Origin of the sequence: Clostridium gasigenes (assembly GCF_900104115.1) — a bacterium.
Taxonomy (GTDB): domain Bacteria; phylum Bacillota; class Clostridia; order Clostridiales; family Clostridiaceae; genus Clostridium; species Clostridium gasigenes.
The window spans coordinates 21438-40990 of record NZ_FNJM01000011.1 but is presented as its reverse complement, the minus strand read 5'-3'; the positions used below and the strand labels follow the sequence as shown (position 1 = coordinate 40990).

Genomic DNA, 19553 nt, shown 5'->3' with positions numbered 1-19553 from the left:
ATTCCAACTCCTTTTTAAAATTAAAGTATGAATCCAAATATTATTACTGATACTATTGTCATTGTTAAACCAATTAATGATTCATATGGTATAAGTTTTAATCTCTCATTCATTTCCATATTTATGCTACCACCTGTTGCATGGAAGAAACTTCCGTGTGGAAGATGATCTAAAACTGTTGCTCCAGCATGTATCATTGCAGCTGTTGCTATTGATGATATTCCCATTCCAGTTATAGTAGGTCCAAACACTGAAGTCGCTACTGCTGTACCTGATGTTGTTGACGCTGTTGCAGCTCCCATTAACATACCTGATACTGGTGCTAATGCAAAATCTGGTAATCCTAAAGTATTTATCCCCTGAATTATTACATCTTTTAAACCTGAATTGGCTATTATTCCAGCTAAGGTACCTGTTCCAATTAATAATATTGCAACCCCAGTCATTTTTCCTAAACCATATGTTGCATACTCATTAATATGCTTAGCTTTGCCCATTACTATTACCCCACAAATTCCTCCTAATGGAAGTGCTATTAATGGGTCTATACTAATTCCAGCTATTGGTCTTAACATTAGTATTACTATTGCCACTAATGGTCCAAAAATTGCAGCAAAGAAACTTGGCATGTTTTTAATTTCTTTACTTTCTACATTTTTTTCAACAAAGCTTCCTTTATTTTTAAGATGTTTCGCTACTATACAAGTAACAATCACTCCAAATATAGCTGGTATTATACCTGCAATCATTAAGCTTGTTAATGAAATATTTAAATTTTCTGCAGCTGCTATAGTGTTTGGATTAGGTGACATTAAGTTACCAGCCTTTCCTCCACCTATCATTGCTAAAAGTATTGCTGTTTTTGTAAATCCTGATTTATTCGCTATTGCAATTGCTATTGGTGCAACTGTTATTACCGCTACATCTACGAAAACTCCAACACTTGTTAAAACCATAGTTGCTATTGTTAATGCTATTAATGCTTTTGATTCACCAATTTTACTTACTATTGTTTCTGCTATTTTTGCAGCTGCACCAGATTGTATAAGTGCTCCGGCTAAAACCCCTGCTGTAATTATTCTTAAAATAGCTGGCATCATTCCTTTTGCCCCAGTAATCATCAAATCAACAGTTCCAACTATTCCAGCTCCACCTACCAGTCCTCCTACTAATGCTCCAATTATTAATCCATAAGCTGGATGCACCTTTTTTATTATTAGTGTTATTGCAACTATTAATGCAACTATTGCGCCTAATGCTGTAACTGTAATATTCATCGTCATTATCCTCCTTAAATTATATCTTTTTACAAACGTTTTCTTAATTTACTATAATCTTATAGTAAATGTTTTCTTACATAAATTCATTAGGATACTGACTAAATATACAAAGTTTTTTTATGCATATGCACATAACCATATTAATTGCTTTTGCATCTACTAAATACTAAAGCTTTATTTTGTAACTTATATAAGCTGAAAGTAATTGAAAAAAATCTAAATAATTTTCAAATTTAAGTCCTGTCAATTTCTCTATTTTTTCTAATCTATAATGCAATGTGTTTCTATGAATATGTAGTGCATTAGCCACCCCTTGTTTTTCTCCATTCATTTGCATATATATTAAAAAGCTTTGTAATAATTCTTTATCTTTTCCATCATTACTTATTTTCAAGATTATATTTTCACATTCATAATTACTAAATATATTTTCCATTTTATGAAACAATTTTATTTTATTATATGTATTGCAAAAATTATCCTCGTATAACTTAATGCCTATATATAAAGCCTCTAAAGCTTCAAGTAATGAATTTAGTAGTAAATCATGTACCGTTCCTACACCTATTTTTACTAATGTATCTTTATTTTTCTCTTCAATACTTTTAATTCTTCCTACAATATACTTACTATTTTCTAATATTAAAGCTATTCTGTCTTCTGTTAAATTAACCGTATACTCATTTTCTTTTATAAATTTACTAATTTCTTTACTATATTTTTTATTACCTTGTATAACTATAACTATTCTATCTAGTTTTACATCTATATCTAGCGCTTTTCCTCTTCTAATAAAATCATTATCATATTCTACCTTAGAATAGATCCACTCATATATGAATTCTTCTTTTAACTTTTGCTTTGTTATATATTGATTTAAACTATATTCTTGGCTTATTAGCAATTCTGCTGTAACGCTAACTAATTTAGCAAATTGACTAACATCATTTGGCTTACCCGTTATTCCTATTACTCCAATAATTTTTTCTTTAAATATAATTGGAATATTAACTCCTAGTTTAACTTTATTTATCTCTTCATATACTTTAACTATTTGCTTATTTCTTAATGCCTCTACTGCCCCACTATGGACATGTCCAACTCTCTCATAATTTCCACTACCTATTATAACCCCATTATTATCCATAATATTCACATTGTATGGGATTACTTCCATCATTTTATTAACAATTTCTTGTGCTAATTGTTTACTTATCATACATACTCCAAACTATTTATTTTAATATAAATTATTTTTTTAAGCTCCATAAGGAGTCTTCAAAAAGTTAATTATAGCATAATCCAATTACTCTTTTAATATCACAGACTTATTTATATATTTATAATCTATTTTTTTTAATATTCAATCTAGGATATATAAAATCCTTGTAGTAATTTACTACAAGGATAAATCTAATATTTCGTTTTTTATGAATATGCTAAAGCAATAAAACTAATAACATGTTTAATAATAAATTTATTCTCGATCCCTAAGATATTTTTGTATAAATATTTTATGGGCAAATGACCTTGCAGCGGATCTAATTATTTCACTTTCATAAGCGTTCTTTATCGATGAGCTAGATGCTGAAAATTTCCGTGTTATAAAAACAGACCTCAATGAAGTTTCTAACTCTATGCAAAAACAATCATAGGCTTGCTCAATGGGGCAAGTTGCTATTTGAATTTTAATTAGTTCACAAATTTCTGTTAAAGTATAAACTTGCTTTAAAATACAAACCACAATTAAATAGGCTAAATGTTTTTCATTATATTTCTTGTCTTTAGGAGGATATACAACCTTTTGTTTAACATAATTATTAAGCATAGTTGGTGTTAAAAACTTCTCCTCTGAATTAACATTTATAACATTCAAAGCATTCTCTATATACATTATAACTTGATCTTTATACAGAGGAACCTTTGGCAGATCATTAAACCTTGGGCAATGAAACTCTAAAATTTCTTCTATATTATCCATTCTTTTCTCCTAATCTATATTTTAGCCTAATATACTATGTTTCTTTATTACTTGTATAGCAATACATCCAGGTCCCCCTTGAGTTGTAAATACTGGTCCTAATTTTTTAATTTCTACCTCTAAACCTTCAATAGATTCTAGTATAATCTCTTTAGCTTTATTTGCCAAATCTTCTCTACATGCATGTGCGACATATATCTTATAATTACTATCTACCAAAGATTTAATTAAGTCTTCGCAAATTTTTTTAATTGCATTAGGAAAAGTTCTTTTAGTTGTGAATTTCTCTAACCTTGTCCTATCCTCTGAAAGCCTAATCACAGGTACTAGTTTTATCAAGCTACCTATTTTACCTGCAAGTGAAGATAATCTTCCACCTCTAACTAAATAGTCAAAATCATTTGGTATAAGATACGATTGAGATGTTTCTATCAGATCATTTATTTCTTTTAATATTTCATCCTTAGATTTGTCCATCTCAGCAAGTTTAACAGCTACATCTACTATATATCTATGTGGTCCACAAAGAGTTTTAGAGTTTATTACTTCTATACCTTCTGGATTATCTGCTAGTCCCTTAGCTGCACACGCTGAGTTATATGTACCTGAAAGTCCATCTGCCATTGATATGTTAATTATTTCGTCATGTGGATATTTGTTATATATATTTATAACTTCTCCAATAGCTGGTTGAGATGATATTGGTATATGCCCTTCATTAATTATATCTATAAATTCTTCAGTATCTATTTCTTCATATTCCTTATATGTAACCCCATTTATGGTAACTGCAAGTGGTGCAATATCAATATTATTATTCTTTGCACCTTGAATTGAATAAAGTGTGGATGAGTCTGATACAATCTTAACCATAATTATTATCCCCCTGAATATTTATTTTTTGCTTTGTTTTGCAATCTAAATTATCTAGTCTTTAAGACTAGATAATTTAGATTACCACGCTAGATATTCTTTGTCAATAATTAGTCTAAATTCTTAATTCTCAGTTTCAAACTTCACTTTTTTTTATATTTTCACTTTGACTTTTACTTTGAGATTTTATAACTTACTTAAAATCCATGCAACCTAATAAAAAAACATAGTTAATTTTTTCCTCATTTTAATTATTAATACCGAAAGTTACTATTGTACCTTTTTCTTTATAACTTCTAACTTCAATATTTCCCTTATGCATCTCTATAATATATTTAGCAATAGATAATCCAAGACCTGAACCTGGTATATTTTGATTTCTATGTTTTTCTCCTCTATAAAACTTATTAAAAACAAAGGGAAGTTCTTCTGATGCAATACCTACCCCATCATCATTAAGGCTTACCTCTAATCCATCCTTAAGTTTTTTAAAGCTTATAGTTATAATTCCTTTATCTGAAGTATATTTTATAGAATTAGAAATAATATTATTTAATACCTGTCCTATTCTATCTCCATCTAAATTAATTAATAAATTAGGTATTTCTCCATTTATAATAAATTCTCTTCCACTAGAAATTACATCCATAGATATTTCATCTAATAGTCCTTTGAAAAATTCCATTGAATAAACCTCTTGCTTTTTTATGCTCATTTGGTTTATTTCTGCTTTTGAAAATTCAAGCATATCATCTAAGAGCTTTGTTAATACCTTTGATTTTTTTAATATAATTCCTGCATACCTTTTTATTTGATTTTCTTCTTTTACAACACCATCTAATATTCCCTCGCAGTATCCTGAAATATTACTTATAGGAGTTTTTAAATCATGTGAAATGCATGCTAGCAATTCCTTTTCAGCTTTCTTTAAAGTTTCCTCCCTTTCCCTTGAAACCTTTAAACTATCTCTCATTCTTTCAAAGTCATGAGAAAACTCTCCTATTTCTCCCTGATAATCATATTTTATTTTTTCAAAGTAATTTCCTTTTAATATTTCCATTGCAGAATTATGCATTTCATTAATTGGAACTAAAATATCAACATTAATAATTCTATAAATTTTATGTATTATAAACATAATAGCTAGAAAAATTAATATTGAGGGGATATACCAAATAAAGCCTCTTCTATCTCCTCTAATCTTTAATATATCATCCTTAGGAATTGTAAAAATTACTATTTCTTTAATTTCTCCTTCTCTAATTAATGGTGCTGAATATCTAACTACCTGTTTATTATTTACTTCATACCAATTATCAAATGAAAGTTCATTTAAAGGAATATAATATCGTTTTTCATCCTCAATGGTTTTTATAATTTTCCCATCTAAATTTACAATAGTATATGTATAAATTGTTTCTACATTAGTTTCCTCATAGTCTTCATAAGCCTTAGAAATATTAATTAAATCCTCTGAAACTATTACTCTACAACTATTTACTATATCCTTGAAATAATCATCCTTAAATATAATAAATAAACTTCCTACAAGAACTACAATTAAAGTTATTAATAAAATTAGAAGCTTAGTTACTGTATTCTTTACATGCTTATTCATTAGTATATTCCCACTTATAACCTATACCCCATACTGTTTTAATTGATTTTTGTCCTATTATACCAAGTTTTTCTCTTAATCTCTTTACATATACTGCTATTGTATTTTCATCCATAAATTCGCTTTGTCCCCACACATTTTCATATAGCTGTTCCTTTGAAAATACCTGTCCTGCATTTTTAGTAAAAAAATCTAACACTTGAAATTCCCTTGTAGTTAAAGTTAATTCCCTTTCATCTAATATAACCTTATAGCTTTTAGGATAAATTTTTAATGGGCCATAACTTATTATATTATCATCTAAGGTATGTCTTTCCGTAAAGTTCTCTCTTCTTAAATGTGCCTTTACCCTTGCTATTAACTCCATAGGTGAAAATGGTTTTGTCATATAATCATCTGCTCCAACTCCTAGTGATAATATTTTATCCATTTCCCCTGATTTTGCTGACAACATAATAATAGGAATATGAGATGTTTCTCTAATATTTCTGCATACTGTTATGCCATCTACAAATGGCAACATTATATCTAATATTACTAATGAAAACTCCTCATTTTTAGCTAGTTCAATAGCTTTTTTTCCATCCTCTGCAATTATGCCAATATATCCATCAATACTTAAATAATCCTTTATAAGATTTGCTAAATCATTATCATCTTCAACAATTAATATTTTTTCCTTACCCATGTTTCCCCCTAAAAGTTAAGCCCAGTAAAAGTTACCCCTTACTGAGCTAATTATATAATTATTCTACCTTTTATAGTTTATTATATCAATGTTTACCATGATTTTTCCTCTAAAAATCTTTTAATTTTTTCTTTTCTCATTTTAACATCTTCATCGCTATATTTTTCTAAATTTAACTCACCGTCTATTTTTCCATCATTAATATATAATATTCTATTTCCTCTTAAAGCTGATTTTATATCATGAGTAACCATTACTATTGATTGTCTTTTTTTATTTAAATCTGTTAATATATCTAATACCTTTTCACCCATTGATGAATTTAATGCTCCTGTTGGTTCATCTCCAAATATTACTTTTGGGTTATTTATTATTGCTCTTCCAATTGCTGCTCTTTGTTGCATTCCCCCAGAAATTTCTGCCGGGTATTTTTCTTTGTCATCATATAATCCTAATTCCTTTAAAATTTCATTTGCTATAATTTGAATTTTTTCTTTATTTTTTTTATCAATAAATGCTGCATAAGTTATATTTTCATAAATTGTTAAATCTGGTAGCAAGTTTATTCCTTGAAATATAAAACTAATATCCTTATTTCTAATTTTACTTGCCTCTTCTTCATTTATTTTTGATATATCATGTCCAAGTAAAGTTACCTTTCCTGAAGTTGGATTATCCATTGTACTTAATGAATATAAAAGGGTAGATTTTCCTGACCCTGAGCTTCCCATTATTACTGTGAAATCTTCCTTATATATTTCTATATCAAGATTCTTTAATACATGAACCCCTGTTTTACCTATTATAAATGATTTACATAAACCTTCTGTTTTTATTAATACCTCACTCATTTAAAACTCCCCCTACTCCATTATTAATTCAACTGTTGATATTTTTTTAATTCCTCTATTGCAAATATAAATTATTAAAAGCACTAATAATAAGGTTGCTATAATAAATGCTATTATAATTTTAAAACTAAAGCTATATAAATCTAATTCCCCTAATGCTAACTTAAATAGACATCTTGCTGTTAACATATTAATAGATAGACCAATGATTGATCCTAAAATTGTTAAACTCATTATTCTATATGTTATTCTTCTTCTTATATATTTTGAAGAAAATCCAATACCCTTCATTATGCCATAATTTTTTCTATTATCTAGGTTTGTTGATAGTATAATGCTCATAATATTTATTATTGCAAATGCTAATATTCCAACTAATAATATTATTGAAACGGGAACAAATATCTCTACAATCGAGGATGTTGTATCTTTTAGTGGAATATATGTTTTATCAACTGAAACCCCTTTGAATTCATCTAAAATATCTTCTTTTAAAGTATTATAATCATCTTTATTTCTTAATTTTACAAAGGCGATATTACCATTAGAACCTCCAGATAAAACCTTATTAGTTAATCTTAAATTCTGTTGATTTCCCATCATTGAAGCATAACTACCTGTAATTAAAAACTCCTTATTTGTATTTTCTACATTTATTGTAATATAATCTCCAACACTTAATTTATTATTATCCATTATTGATTTACTTAACGATACCTCATTTTCATTTTTAGGATTTCTACCTTCTAGTATACTAAAGTCTTCATCATTAAATTTATCAAAAGTCATTGCCATAAGTGCTGTACTATCTAACTTATATTTTAAATTATCCATAGTAATTTTACTTTGTCCTATACCATTCCAAAGATAGTATTCCTCTGCTCTTTCATCTTTCTCTAAATATTCCTTTACTTCTTTTATTGAATCTTCCTTATCTGCTTGGGCTGTCACAACTAATTGTGATTTTGGCGTACCAAACAATTTATCTAAATTATCTTCTATTGTTAACATTGAATATGATAAATTAAGAAATAAAATTGAAATATAAAATGTTAAAGTAAATATTATTAAAATAGTAACGTTGCTTTTTTTATATTTAAATATATCATTAATAGCCATAGGAAAAGCTGAACTATTGTTTTTAATTATAGACTTTTTTAGTTTCTCTTTTGATGAAGTTAACCCAATATTAATTGCATTAATTGGTTTTATTTTATTTACTGCCTTTAGTACCCCTCTGACGTTCAAATATACTAGGCAATTAAATAATATAAATATCATAGAAACAACACCCAGTGATATTAAACCAAAAGTGTACACACCTAAATATTTAAACATTATATTACACATATAGTTTGAGATTGGAACGCTAATTAATATTCCAATTATTGATGCAATTATTGATACTAAAGCATATCCATATAAATAAATTCTTCTTATTTTCTTTGAAGAATATCCCATAGATTTATAAATACCTATGGACTTGTATTCCTTTAATATATTATTTTTAATATTTGATCTTAAAATTATCAGTAAAACGCCTATAAGTATTACTGATGCCATTAACCCTAGTCCCCCAGCTAAAATTGGTGTAATGGTTGCACTCATAATATATACACTTTTATCTAAAACCACCCCACCTAAGGGCTCATTTATATAACTAATTAAATCTTTTGATTCATTATCTGACCCTTTATTTGTGTTCATTGTTACAAGTTTTACCTCTGGCAACATTTTTAGTAATTCTCTATCTTTTTCATTTATATAGGTATAAAGAATACCTATCGTGGTTGATGGTTGATTTGAATCATTAATAATTGCTGAAACTTTAAATTCTATTGTTTCGCCATTGCCATCAATTATTTTAGCAATATCCCCCATTTTTAAATCTTTACTCTCAGCGACTGTTGAAGGTATCCATATTTCTCCTTCTAAAGGAGCCTTTTGCTTACTATTACCTTCAATTACTTCAATCTTAAAAGTTAAATTTTCTAAATTATCTATTGGCATTACGAGTCCCATAAAAATACCTAAATCCTTATTGTTTACAGTAAAATTAGTTGAAATAGAATAATTGTCATACTTTCTATAATTTCTAACCTCATTTCCCTTTGATTCATACCAATCTTTACTTTTTTCAACTACAGTGGGCTTCGTAGTAATAACTGTTAAATCTGCTGTACTATCACCTTTGTAATATTCGGCTCCAAAAGTATTTGCCACAACTGTAATTATTGTACTTAGTGATATCAGTGCTATAGCTATAGTGAAAATTATTCCTAGTAAAATATATTGAGTTTTTTTCTTCTTTAATTTAGATAACCACAATTTTCATCTCTCCCTTATTCATTAAGACACCTTAATATTAAATTTCTATACTCTTAATACTATAGGATAATTATAAACCACTTATTTTCTATTTCTTAACAAAATCTTACATCAATATCATTAATATTTTAAAACATATTTATTATGGTTAAATTTGTTAACATAATTTTAAATTTAATACATGTTTTTTGTTTTTATTGGAATACCGCCCTATCTATATAAAAACACTATCTTTTATGATATTATTAATCAATATTTTAAGATATGAGGTGAATGTTAAATGTTGAATTACAATGAGGAAGTTATAATCCAGGGGCTTCCGTTTAAAATAAAAAGGAGCTTTGTTGAAGGAGTTAAAAACAAGTATTTTTTAGAAAATATTCTTATATTATTAGTTAAGATATTATTATTCTTAATGCTTATTTCTGATGATAATGCAAATGGAGTAAATTTAAAACAGGTCTTTTATTCAATGCCCCCAATATTAGTTTGGGTTACTGTTCAATCAGCATTTTTATCTTTAGGACTTTTCTTTAAGGTTAATGCACAGAAATGGGCTTTTTTTGGGCTTAATTTATTCTTTACTATTATCGTAATAGCTGATATATGGTACTTTAGAAGTAATGCAGTTTTCTTAAATTATCATATGTTTGGGATGGCAAGCAACTTAGAAAATCTGGGAAGTTCAATAATATCTATGTTTAGAATAGTAGATCTTTTATTTATTATAGACTTAGTAATTATTGCTTTTAGAAATATAAAGTTCACAAAAACTTATAATAAGTATAATAGAAATGCAATAGGTGGACTAGCTATATTATTTATATCACTACTTTATCTTGGATATGCTCATATAAAAGTAGATAAGAAAAATCTAGGATTTGAAAACCAGTTTATTTTCAGAACTTGTTGGTCACCAAATCAAACTATGTCTAACCTAACACCTATTGGTTATCATATATACGACGCCTTCGATTTTTATAAGCAATCTAAACCTTATGTTTTTGATGAAAATGAAAAAGAATCTGTCAAGGACACATTAATAAGCTTAAAAGAAAATAATCCAAATAATGAATATGCAGGAATGATGAATGGTAAAAACTTATTAGTGATTCAGTGGGAATCATTAGAGACTTTTGCAGTAAATCAAAAAATTGATGGACAAGAAATAACTCCAAATTTGAATAAGCTACTAAATAACTCATTATATTTTGATAATTTTTATGAACAAACATATGGTGGGACAAGTTCAGATGCAGAACTTCTTACAAACACATCAACTTTTCCAGTAAGAGAGGGTGCAACCTTCTTTAGATATCCAACTAATACCTATGATTATTCACTTCCTAATTTATTTAATAATATGGGTTATACTACTGTTGCCTCCCATCCAGATAAGGGATCTTATTGGAACTGGTTAGCTAATCTTAAATCAATTGGTTATAATACGTTATTAGATTCAACTGATTATGATACAACAGAAAGGATTAATCTTGGAATATCAGATAAGAGTTATTTTACACAATTAGCTGATGTTATAAAAGAAATAAAGGAACCATATTTAGGATATACTATTACTTTGACAAGCCATAGTCCTTTTGAAATGCCAGAAAATGAAAAAGTACTTAAGTTACCATCAAATTTAGAAGGAACAAAGCTAGGTGGATATTTTCATTCTATTCATTATACTGATAAATATTTAGGTGAATTTTTAAAACAATTAAAGACAAATGGAATTTTAAATAATACTGCAATTGCAATTTATGGAGATCATGAAGGTGTTCATAAATTTTATCCAGATGAAATCGCAAGTATAAAGGGCTTAGAGCCTTGGATGAAGGAAAATAATAGAAAGATTCCATTAGTTATTTATAACAATGAATTAGAAGGCAAAACTTTTTCAATGTACGGTGGCCAAGTAGATACATTGCCAACCTTAGCTTATTTATTTGGAGTTCCAAAAGAGAACTACTCTAGTTCCTTAACACTTGGAAGAAATCTTTTAAATACAAACAAGAGTTACGTACTACTTTCAAATAGAGAATTACTTCAAACTGGATTAACTTATGAAGAACAGATTAAAATAAAAAGTCTTATTGATATAAGTGATAAGATGATTCGGGGAAATTACTATAGAAATGAGGCTAGTATTAATGAATAAAAAAATTATATTATATATTATAATAGGATTAATCTTTTTAATGCCTATTATCTCAATTGAAGCTCTTACGCCTTGGGTAGTTGCCTTATTTTTTATTCATAAATCTATAAAAGAGTTTAAGGCAAAAGAAACACTTAAACCAATATGTTTTAATATGATTTATTGTGGTGGAATAATATTAATGTACAATATTATTGCTAGATATATAGAAGATATATTAATTAAGGCATGGCTTTAAAAGAATCAAGCGTTACAATGATCCTGCAAATAATTTTGTGTAAACTTAATAAAAAGACTTCTCCTTTTAATAATTAATATATTAATTATTAAAAGGAGTCTTTTTTATGGGGTATTTATCTTTGCCTTAATTTATTTATTTCCTTAATTATTTTTTCATATTCAACTTCTAACTTTTGCTTATCAACTATATTTCCACCTATAGATAAAATAGAAATAATTTCTGAAAGTTTATTTTGCAAAAGCATTAATTTTTCTTTATTTTCTTTCTCCTTATTATTTACCTTCGGCTTATTCTTCTCCCTGATATACTCACTATAACCACCATTAAATTGCTTCACCATATTATTTTCTATTTCAATAATATAATCACACACATTAGCAATAAATTTTCTATCATGAGATACCATAATCACTGTTTTATCCATATTAATTAACGCTTCTTCAAGAGCTTCCATAGACTTAATATCTAAGTAGTTTGTTGGTTCATCTAGAATTAAAACATTATTATCACTTAATAGAATCTTACATAACGCTACCTTAACTTTTTCTCCTCCACTTAATGAATTTACCATCTTTAATACTGTATCCCCTTTAAACCCAAATCCATCAAGGTTAATTCTTATAAAGCTTTGGTCATAGGATGAGTCTTCCATAATATTTTCTAGTATAGTTTTATTATCTTTCAATATACTTTGATTTTGGTCAAAATATCCAATAACAACTCTATTATTTATTTTTATTGCTTCATTATCATACTTTAATATTGCCTTTAATAATGTAGTTTTACCACAACCATTTTCCCCTAAAAGAGCTATCTTTTTTCCTCTCTTTATTCTAAATGTAGCTTCTTTTATTAATATCCTTTCCCCTATAATTACGTTAAATTCATTTATTTCAATTGGATTCTTTGATATTATCTCTAAACCTTCTTGTATCCGTATCTTTATTTCACTTGTTGCTTTTGGCTTTTCTTTAACATCAAGATGCTCAACCCTACTTATTACAGCCTTAATATTTTTATCAATTTTTTGCTTTCCTTTTTGTCCTCCCATTTTATGAAGCCTAGCCTCTGAATTCCCCATTCTTTTTGGTGTCTTTCTAATACTATCTCCCAAGCCTCTCTTTTCTAAAATAATACCATTTAATCTTTCTTTTTCTTTTATATAATCCGTATATTCAACTGCTTCTCTTTTTATTTCTTCCTTTTTAATCTTTATATATTTAGAATAATTACCTTTATAAAACTTTAATTTCCCATTCTCTATTTCTACAATAATATTACATAATGAATCTAAAAACTCCCTATCATGAGATACAAGTAACATAGCCCCATTATAAGATTTTAACATTTTCTCAAGAATACTAACGCTACTACTATCCAAGTTTGAAGTTGGTTCATCTGCTATAATAATGCTTCTATTTTCACTTAAAGCCTTTGAAATTTTAAGTTTAACTTTTTCACCACCAGATAAGTAATCCTTATATTGATCTGGTGCATTAAATAAACTCTTAGCCTTACTTAAAATACACTCGCCCTTGTAATCTTCTTTTTGACTTATATATGCATGGCTATCTGTTAAAAATACATTTCCTTCTTCCACATTAATTTCTCCAAGTAAAACCTTTATTAAAGTTGTCTTTCCTTCTCCATTTTCTCCAACTAACCCTATTCTATCTTCTTTAAATATTTCAAACTTTTCAATATCTAATATTAATCTATCTCCATAATATTTCTTTATTTTATCTAACATTGCTAATGACATAAAAAAATCCCTCCCTAAAATATAGGAGAGATTATAGAACTATTCCGTAAAAGGTAAAAGTTACTATACTTCAAGCCTATAATCTACTCTCATTAAAATTAAGCACACCAATTAAACCTATCTTCTAGGTTCTTTAAAACTTATTGATTATGCATTTAAAATTAGAAATTAAATTATATTCTCATAGTTGAAACTACCTTTACCTTTCTTTAATTTAATAATATTATACATCATATGTAATATAATTTCAACACGTTATTTTTCCATCTTTTCCCTAAGCCACAGTTACCCTTAATATGTTTTTGATATATAATTAAAATAACATCTCTTAGTTAATCTAAGGATATTAATAACTTTCTTTAGAAAATCTTTAGATTTATATACAGTTTTTCTTTAAAAACTATAGTTAATATAAAGGTATGAAAGAACTTAAGGAGATGATAATAATGATAAGTTATAAAGGACGGGATAGTAATGGAGAAATATAATATTTTAGTAGTAGAAGATGAAATTGAAATAGCAGGTGCCATTGAAGCTTATTTAATTAATCAAGGGTATAAGGTTTTTAAAGCAATTGATGGATTTGGTGGCCTTTCTATATTAGAATCAGAAAAAATCCATCTTGCTATAGTTGATGTAATGATGGCAAGAATGGATGGTATTACCTTTACAATGAAACTTAGAGAAAATCATGATTTCCCAGTAATATTTCTTTCAGCTAAATCAGAAGAGGTAGATAAGATAATGGGTTTAAACATAGGAGCAGACGATTATGTAACTAAACCTTTTAGACCACTTGAACTATTAGCTAGAGTAAACTCTCAATTAAGAAGATATAGTAAATTTATTTCTCTAGTTAAGACAGAAAATGAAGTTATAAATACTTTTTCTAGTGGTGGTCTGGAGTTAAATACAGATACAAAAGAAGTTTTAATAGATGGTATCAATGTACGGGTTACCCCAAGTGAATATAAAATTATAAAGTTACTTATAAAAAATCAAGGCAAAGTATTCTCCGCAGATGAGATATATGAAAGAGTATGGAACGAGGTAGCTATTAATTCAGATACTATTATGGTACATGTTAGAAATATTAGAGAAAAAATAGAGGTTAATCCTAAGAATCCAAAATATTTAAAGGTGGTGTGGGGTGTTGGATATAAAATCGAAAAGCAATAATATATTTATTAACACATTTCTTCTAATAGCGATATTTGTTACAATATCAGCAAGCTTACTTGCAGGCTTTCCAAACATTGAAGAAAATAAAAGAGCTCGAATTTCAGAAGAATTAAGTAAATCAAATGTTAGTGAGTTAATATTTGAAAGTTCTTATGGAATTTATTATGACATGTTAAAAGCTTATAACGAAAAAGATCCTATTGATACAATGTTAGACTTTAATGCAGATTATGTTGATAAGTCCAACTTAAAGGAAAATGCAAATGGCATTATCTCTAATTACAATACAATTCTTAAAGAGAGCAAGATAATAGAATATTATGCACTTAATGAAAAAGGAGATTCATTAAGTAGATATAATAAAAATAGGAATATACAAGCTTTCCTTAGTGATGACAAAGACATTTTAAAAAATATTTCAAAAGAATATCTTTTCTACATGGTTTTAAGTTATGATGAAAATGGAGATCTTGAAATAATAAACTCTAGTAATAGAAAAGAACATAATAATACTACTTTTATAAAAAATAGATCAAAATATATAGAAGCTAATAGTTCTAGCGAAAAAATAGAGTTAAATAAAATAAAAAATATGACTTATATTTTTGCTATACCCGCTAATATTACAGAAGTTAATTACGGAAAATATGATAGTTATGTAAATAATTATATTGTCACTACAGCAGTGAATGAAATGAATAATTTTTCTATTAAAGACTTAGGTCCTTATTCTGTAATCTCCCTTTTAATAGTCTTCCTATTAGCTTTAGTAATTCCTTATAAAGTAGAAAGTAATATATTTGGAGTAAAAAGTATTTTAAAAATACCACTAGAATTTTTATCCTTTATTTTACTTATAGCTTTTTCTATGATCCCAATTATTATAATGCACCTTCTGCAAACTTATAATATTTATGACGAGCAAAGATTACTCTCAGCCTTACTACTAATAAGTATACTTACGCTTTTATTTATTCTTATTTTTATAAGTGTACTACTAATAAAATATATATTTAAAACTGGTCTTTGGTCTTACTTAAAGAAACATTCAATTATAATCAGGATTCTTATTTATATAATAAAAAAATCTGCTAGCTTATATAAAATAGTAACAACCTTTGATATTAAAAAGGGCGTTAATAAGAAATTACTTATATTAATGGGAATAAACTTTATTATTATTTCACTTATATCGATGTTTTGGTTCTTTGGAATAGTTTTATCTCTAGTTTACTCAATCACATTGTTTATCTTAATAAAGAAAAAAACAAATAAAATTACTAGTGATTATAATAATTTATTTGAAGAAACAAAGAAAATAGCTAATGGAAATTTAGGAGCTATAACTGATGAAAACCTTGGATTATTTAATGATATAAAAAATGAATTAAGTGATATCGGAATAGGTTTTAGAAATGCTGTTAATGAAGAAGTTAAAAGTCAAAGGATGAAAACCGAACTTATTTCTAATGTATCTCATGACTTAAAAACTCCATTAACTTCAATAATTTCTTATGTAGATCTTCTAAAAGGTAAAAATCTAAGTGAAGAAAAACGCCTTGATTATTTAGATATTCTAGATAGAAAATCTCAAAGGCTTCAAGTATTAATAGAAGATTTATTTGAAGTAAGTAAAGCCACTAGTGGTAATATTACTTTAAATATAATAGATGTAGATGTAGTTTCTGTTATGAAAGAAACCTTAGTTGAATTAGAAGATAGAATAAAAGAAGCTAATTTAGATATAAGAACTAGATTTTCTAATGGAAAAATCGTATTACCTTTAGATAGCCAAAGAATTTATAGAGTTTTTGAAAATCTAGTAGTTAATATAACAAAGTATGCTATGAAAGGTAGCAGAGCCTATATTGATATATTTGAAGTAGAAAATAAGGTTATTATTGAACTTAAAAATATGTCTCAAGAAGAAATCACCTTTAGTGTAGATGAAATAGTAGAAAGATTTATACGTGGGGACAAATCAAGAAATACAGAAGGCAGTGGTGTTGGCTTAGCCTTAGCTAAAACCTTTGTAGATCTTCAAGGAGGAACCTTTGAAGTTATGTTAGATGGAGATTTATTTAAGGTAATTATAACATTTAAGAATTCTTTTAAGGAAAAACTAATTAATACTTAATCAAATTAAAATATTCCCTCCAACATTGCTTTCACTCTTATTATGGAGTGAAAGCTTCTTTTATGTCATACTCTATCTTTATGTACCCTTTTAGGTATCTCCAAAAAATAACTAGTCAGATATTTATCTATCTTCAGATTAAATCTTTTATACTAAATATAACATTTTAGTAATATATTTATAACAACTATGTTATGGAGATGATTAAGTGGGCAAAAACAAAAGAATACCAAATGATATTCTTAATGCAAAAAAAGTAGTAATTGAAGAAAATATTCAAAAAGAAGAAGCACTAAGTAATCTAACCGGTCTTAATTGTATTGGTTCAAATTCATCTTCTAATAATTGCATTGGGTGCACTGGATGTAATTCTCCTGAAAATTCCACATTAAACCAAACCATTACAAAAATCGCAGCCTTAACAGTTGCATTAGAAGCAGCTCAACAAAATATAGGTTCATTGACAACAGGCGGAGAGGATGAAAAATTCTTCTACGATAGAAAAGTTAGTCCTTTAATAGATATGATATATTTTTTAACTCAATCAGCTCAAGGTGCTTCTATAACTGCGCAAAACATGCAAGCTAATGCATATTCAAAAAAGAAACAAATAAGACTTCCAATAGATTTATCTTATGAAATAATAAAAGAAGCATACTGTGTTTTTGAAACTTTTAAAAGAAGAAATGCTATATATAGGCATATGGTAGAAAATGATATTAAGCATAGTGGTTGCATAAATGAAAAATGTTATAAATCTAGTTTTTCTGATTTAGAGGAAGAATATTTTGAAGAATTACATCATTCTTATAACAAAATTTATAATGACGATACTTAAAACTATTTATATACATAACAATAAATTCACTAGAAATTACTCTCTAGTGAATTTATTTTTTTATTTTTTTCTATTACAGGTACCCGCTGAAGGGCAACCTGCACAACTACTTTTACCATTTTTAGTTCTTTTAAATTGCCTTACTACTACTAAAGACATTAGCCCTAATATAGTAATTGCTAATATAATTGTTGCTAACATAAATATCACTTCCTTAATTATCTATATTATTTTCATACCCCTAAGTCTGCACCAACTTTATTTTGCACTGAACGCTTAGAAGATGTTAAAACTAGTGATACTATTCCAACTACTATTAAACCGAGCTTACTGCTCCTATAACACTTCCATCATAAAAGATTGCGCTACCAATTTGGTTAATAAGAAGAGCAACCATATAAGCTGTACATGTTTGGAATCCAATTGTAATCCAAGTCCATTTCCATGAACCCATTTCTCTTTTAATTGCACCTATCGCTGCAAAGCAAGGAGCACAAAGTATGTTAAATGCTATGAATGAGAATGCACTAACTGTAGTAAACATGCCTGCAACATTTTCCTTTGCAACAAGACCAGTAACTGTTGCAACTGCTGATTGCCAGTTACCAAAACCAAGAGGCGCAAATATAGGTGAAAGTATATTACACCACAAGCAACAAAAATAATTGTACCTGCTTTTATTATAAACGCTTTTCCTCTCTCCCACATATGAATCAAAACACCTTTAAAGCTTGGAATATGATATTGTGGAAATTCCATAACAAATGGTGAAGGTTCCCCAGCGAATAACTTAGTTTTCTTTAAAATAATACCGCAAATAATTATCATTATAATACTTAAGAAATATACTGATGGTGCTACCCAAGATGCTCCACCAAAAATTGCTCCACCAAACAATGCTATAATCGGAATTTTAGCACTACATGGAATAAATGTAGTTAACATAATTGTCACCTTTCTATCCCTGTCATTTTCCATAGTACGAGTTGCCATAATACCAGGAACACCGCAGCCTGAACTAATAATCATAGGTATAAACGCCTTACCTGAAAGCCCAACTTTACGGAAAATTCTATCCATAACAAAGGCAACACGAGCCATATAACCACAATCTTCAATTATAGCTAATAAGAAGAATAAAATCATAATCTGTGGAACGAAACCAAGAACTGCACCAACACCACCAATTACTCCATCAATAATCAACCCTTGTAACCAACCAGCCACACCAGCTATTTCAAGCCAACTACTAACATTACCACTAACAATTTCACCAAACAATCTATCGTTTGTCCAATCAGTTGCTATTGCACCAAGTGAACTTACTGCTATGAAGTATATACCCCTCATACTTGGTAATTCGTAACGCCGCTTGATTTATTCCCCCTAATCTTCTGGATGCTAAACCTTATTTTCTATCTTAATTCTTATAAACTGAAAATGTTTAGAAATATTAAAATGATAATAAGTTTAATAGTATTTATAATTTTATTGAAAAAGCATAAAAAAAATAGTAATATGATAGGGAATGATAAAGAATATTAAAAAAAAAATAGGTTTTTATAATATATGGACAAGTTATAAAACAACTTCATTAGGTATTAATCTATATT

Annotated in this window: 15 protein-coding genes and 1 pseudogene; 5 read left to right on the top strand and 11 right to left on the bottom strand. The window is 27.6% G+C overall.

Translation table 11 applies throughout. From position 1 onward, the window contains the following. Positions 1–20: 20 nt before the first annotated feature. From BLS77_RS14750 to BLS77_RS14715, 8 genes are all read right to left on the bottom strand, one after another. On the bottom strand, positions 21–1277 hold the full coding sequence (locus BLS77_RS14750; protein WP_089971573.1) for a GntP family permease: 1257 nt from the start codon (positions 1275–1277) through the stop codon (positions 21–23). 169 nt (positions 1278–1446) lie between these two features. After that, positions 1447–2499: a CdaR family transcriptional regulator gene (locus BLS77_RS14745; protein ID WP_089971570.1), complete on the bottom strand. Its 1053-nt coding sequence runs from the start codon at positions 2497–2499 to the stop codon at positions 1447–1449. Between the two features lie 258 nt (positions 2500–2757). Beyond that, the gene (locus BLS77_RS14740) at positions 2758–3261 is read right to left on the bottom strand and encodes a DUF1836 domain-containing protein (RefSeq protein WP_089971568.1); all 504 of its coding nucleotides are present in this window, start codon (positions 3259–3261) and stop codon (positions 2758–2760) included. 21 nt (positions 3262–3282) lie between these two features. Continuing rightward, a complete protein-coding gene (locus BLS77_RS14735) occupies positions 3283–4134 on the bottom strand; it encodes a DegV family protein (protein ID WP_089971565.1) in 852 nt (283 codons plus the stop codon). Positions 4135–4381: 247 nt separating this feature from the next. Further along, positions 4382–5752: a sensor histidine kinase gene (locus BLS77_RS14730; protein WP_089971562.1), complete on the bottom strand. Its 1371-nt coding sequence runs from the start codon at positions 5750–5752 to the stop codon at positions 4382–4384. Then, on the bottom strand, positions 5745–6440 hold the full coding sequence (locus tag BLS77_RS14725) for a response regulator transcription factor (protein ID WP_089971560.1): 696 nt from the start codon (positions 6438–6440) through the stop codon (positions 5745–5747). Before BLS77_RS14725 ends, BLS77_RS14730 begins: the two co-directional genes overlap by 8 nt. Before the next feature lie 92 nt (positions 6441–6532). Further along, positions 6533–7291: an ABC transporter ATP-binding protein gene (locus tag BLS77_RS14720; RefSeq protein ID WP_089971557.1), complete on the bottom strand. Its 759-nt coding sequence runs from the start codon at positions 7289–7291 to the stop codon at positions 6533–6535. A 12-nt stretch (positions 7292–7303) separates the two neighbouring features. Continuing rightward, positions 7304–9619 carry an ABC transporter permease gene (locus tag BLS77_RS14715; RefSeq protein ID WP_089971555.1) on the bottom strand — a complete coding sequence of 772 codons (2316 nt, stop codon included), beginning with the start codon at positions 9617–9619 and terminating at the stop codon, positions 7304–7306. A gap of 280 nt (positions 9620–9899) precedes the next feature. Here BLS77_RS14715 and BLS77_RS14710 point away from each other — a divergent pair, with 280 nt between their 5' ends. Further along, the gene (locus BLS77_RS14710) at positions 9900–11780 is read left to right on the top strand and encodes an LTA synthase family protein (RefSeq protein WP_089971552.1); all 1881 of its coding nucleotides are present in this window, start codon (positions 9900–9902) and stop codon (positions 11778–11780) included. Next, complete coding sequence (locus BLS77_RS14705) at positions 11773–12018, top strand: hypothetical protein (protein ID WP_089971549.1); 246 nt, start codon at positions 11773–11775, stop codon at positions 12016–12018. Before BLS77_RS14710 ends, BLS77_RS14705 begins: the two co-directional genes overlap by 8 nt. A gap of 115 nt (positions 12019–12133) precedes the next feature. Here the strand turns inward: BLS77_RS14705 and cplR are convergent, their stop codons facing one another. Beyond that, the gene (gene cplR, locus BLS77_RS14700; protein WP_089971546.1) at positions 12134–13783 is read right to left on the bottom strand and encodes an ABC-F type ribosomal protection protein CplR; all 1650 of its coding nucleotides are present in this window, start codon (positions 13781–13783) and stop codon (positions 12134–12136) included. A 474-nt stretch (positions 13784–14257) separates the two neighbouring features. On the opposite strand from cplR, the gene BLS77_RS14695 reads away from it, so the two are divergent. The 3 genes from BLS77_RS14695 to BLS77_RS14685 all read left to right on the top strand — a co-directional run bounded on the left by BLS77_RS14695 (position 14258) and on the right by BLS77_RS14685 (position 17940). After that, a complete protein-coding gene (locus BLS77_RS14695; protein WP_089971543.1) occupies positions 14258–14962 on the top strand; it encodes a response regulator transcription factor in 705 nt (234 codons plus the stop codon). Continuing rightward, positions 14934–17102 (top strand): sensor histidine kinase, encoded by a 2169-nt coding sequence (locus BLS77_RS14690; protein WP_139164850.1) that lies wholly within the window; start codon positions 14934–14936, stop codon positions 17100–17102. The genes BLS77_RS14695 and BLS77_RS14690 overlap by 29 nt, the downstream gene beginning before the upstream one ends. A 208-nt stretch (positions 17103–17310) precedes the next feature. Continuing rightward, positions 17311–17940 (top strand): hypothetical protein, encoded by a 630-nt coding sequence (locus BLS77_RS14685; RefSeq protein ID WP_089971537.1) that lies wholly within the window; start codon positions 17311–17313, stop codon positions 17938–17940. Positions 17941–18000: 60 nt separating this feature from the next. Here BLS77_RS14685 and BLS77_RS14680 read toward each other — a convergent pair whose 3' ends face one another. Both BLS77_RS14680 and BLS77_RS14675 read right to left on the bottom strand, forming a co-directional pair. Then, a complete protein-coding gene (locus tag BLS77_RS14680) occupies positions 18001–18141 on the bottom strand; it encodes a FeoB-associated Cys-rich membrane protein (protein WP_089971534.1) in 141 nt (46 codons plus the stop codon). Positions 18142–18173: 32 nt separating this feature from the next. Beyond that, a pseudogene (locus BLS77_RS14675) lies at positions 18174–19290 on the bottom strand (nucleoside recognition domain-containing protein); the annotation flags it as partial. Between the last annotated feature and the right edge of the window lie 263 nt (positions 19291–19553).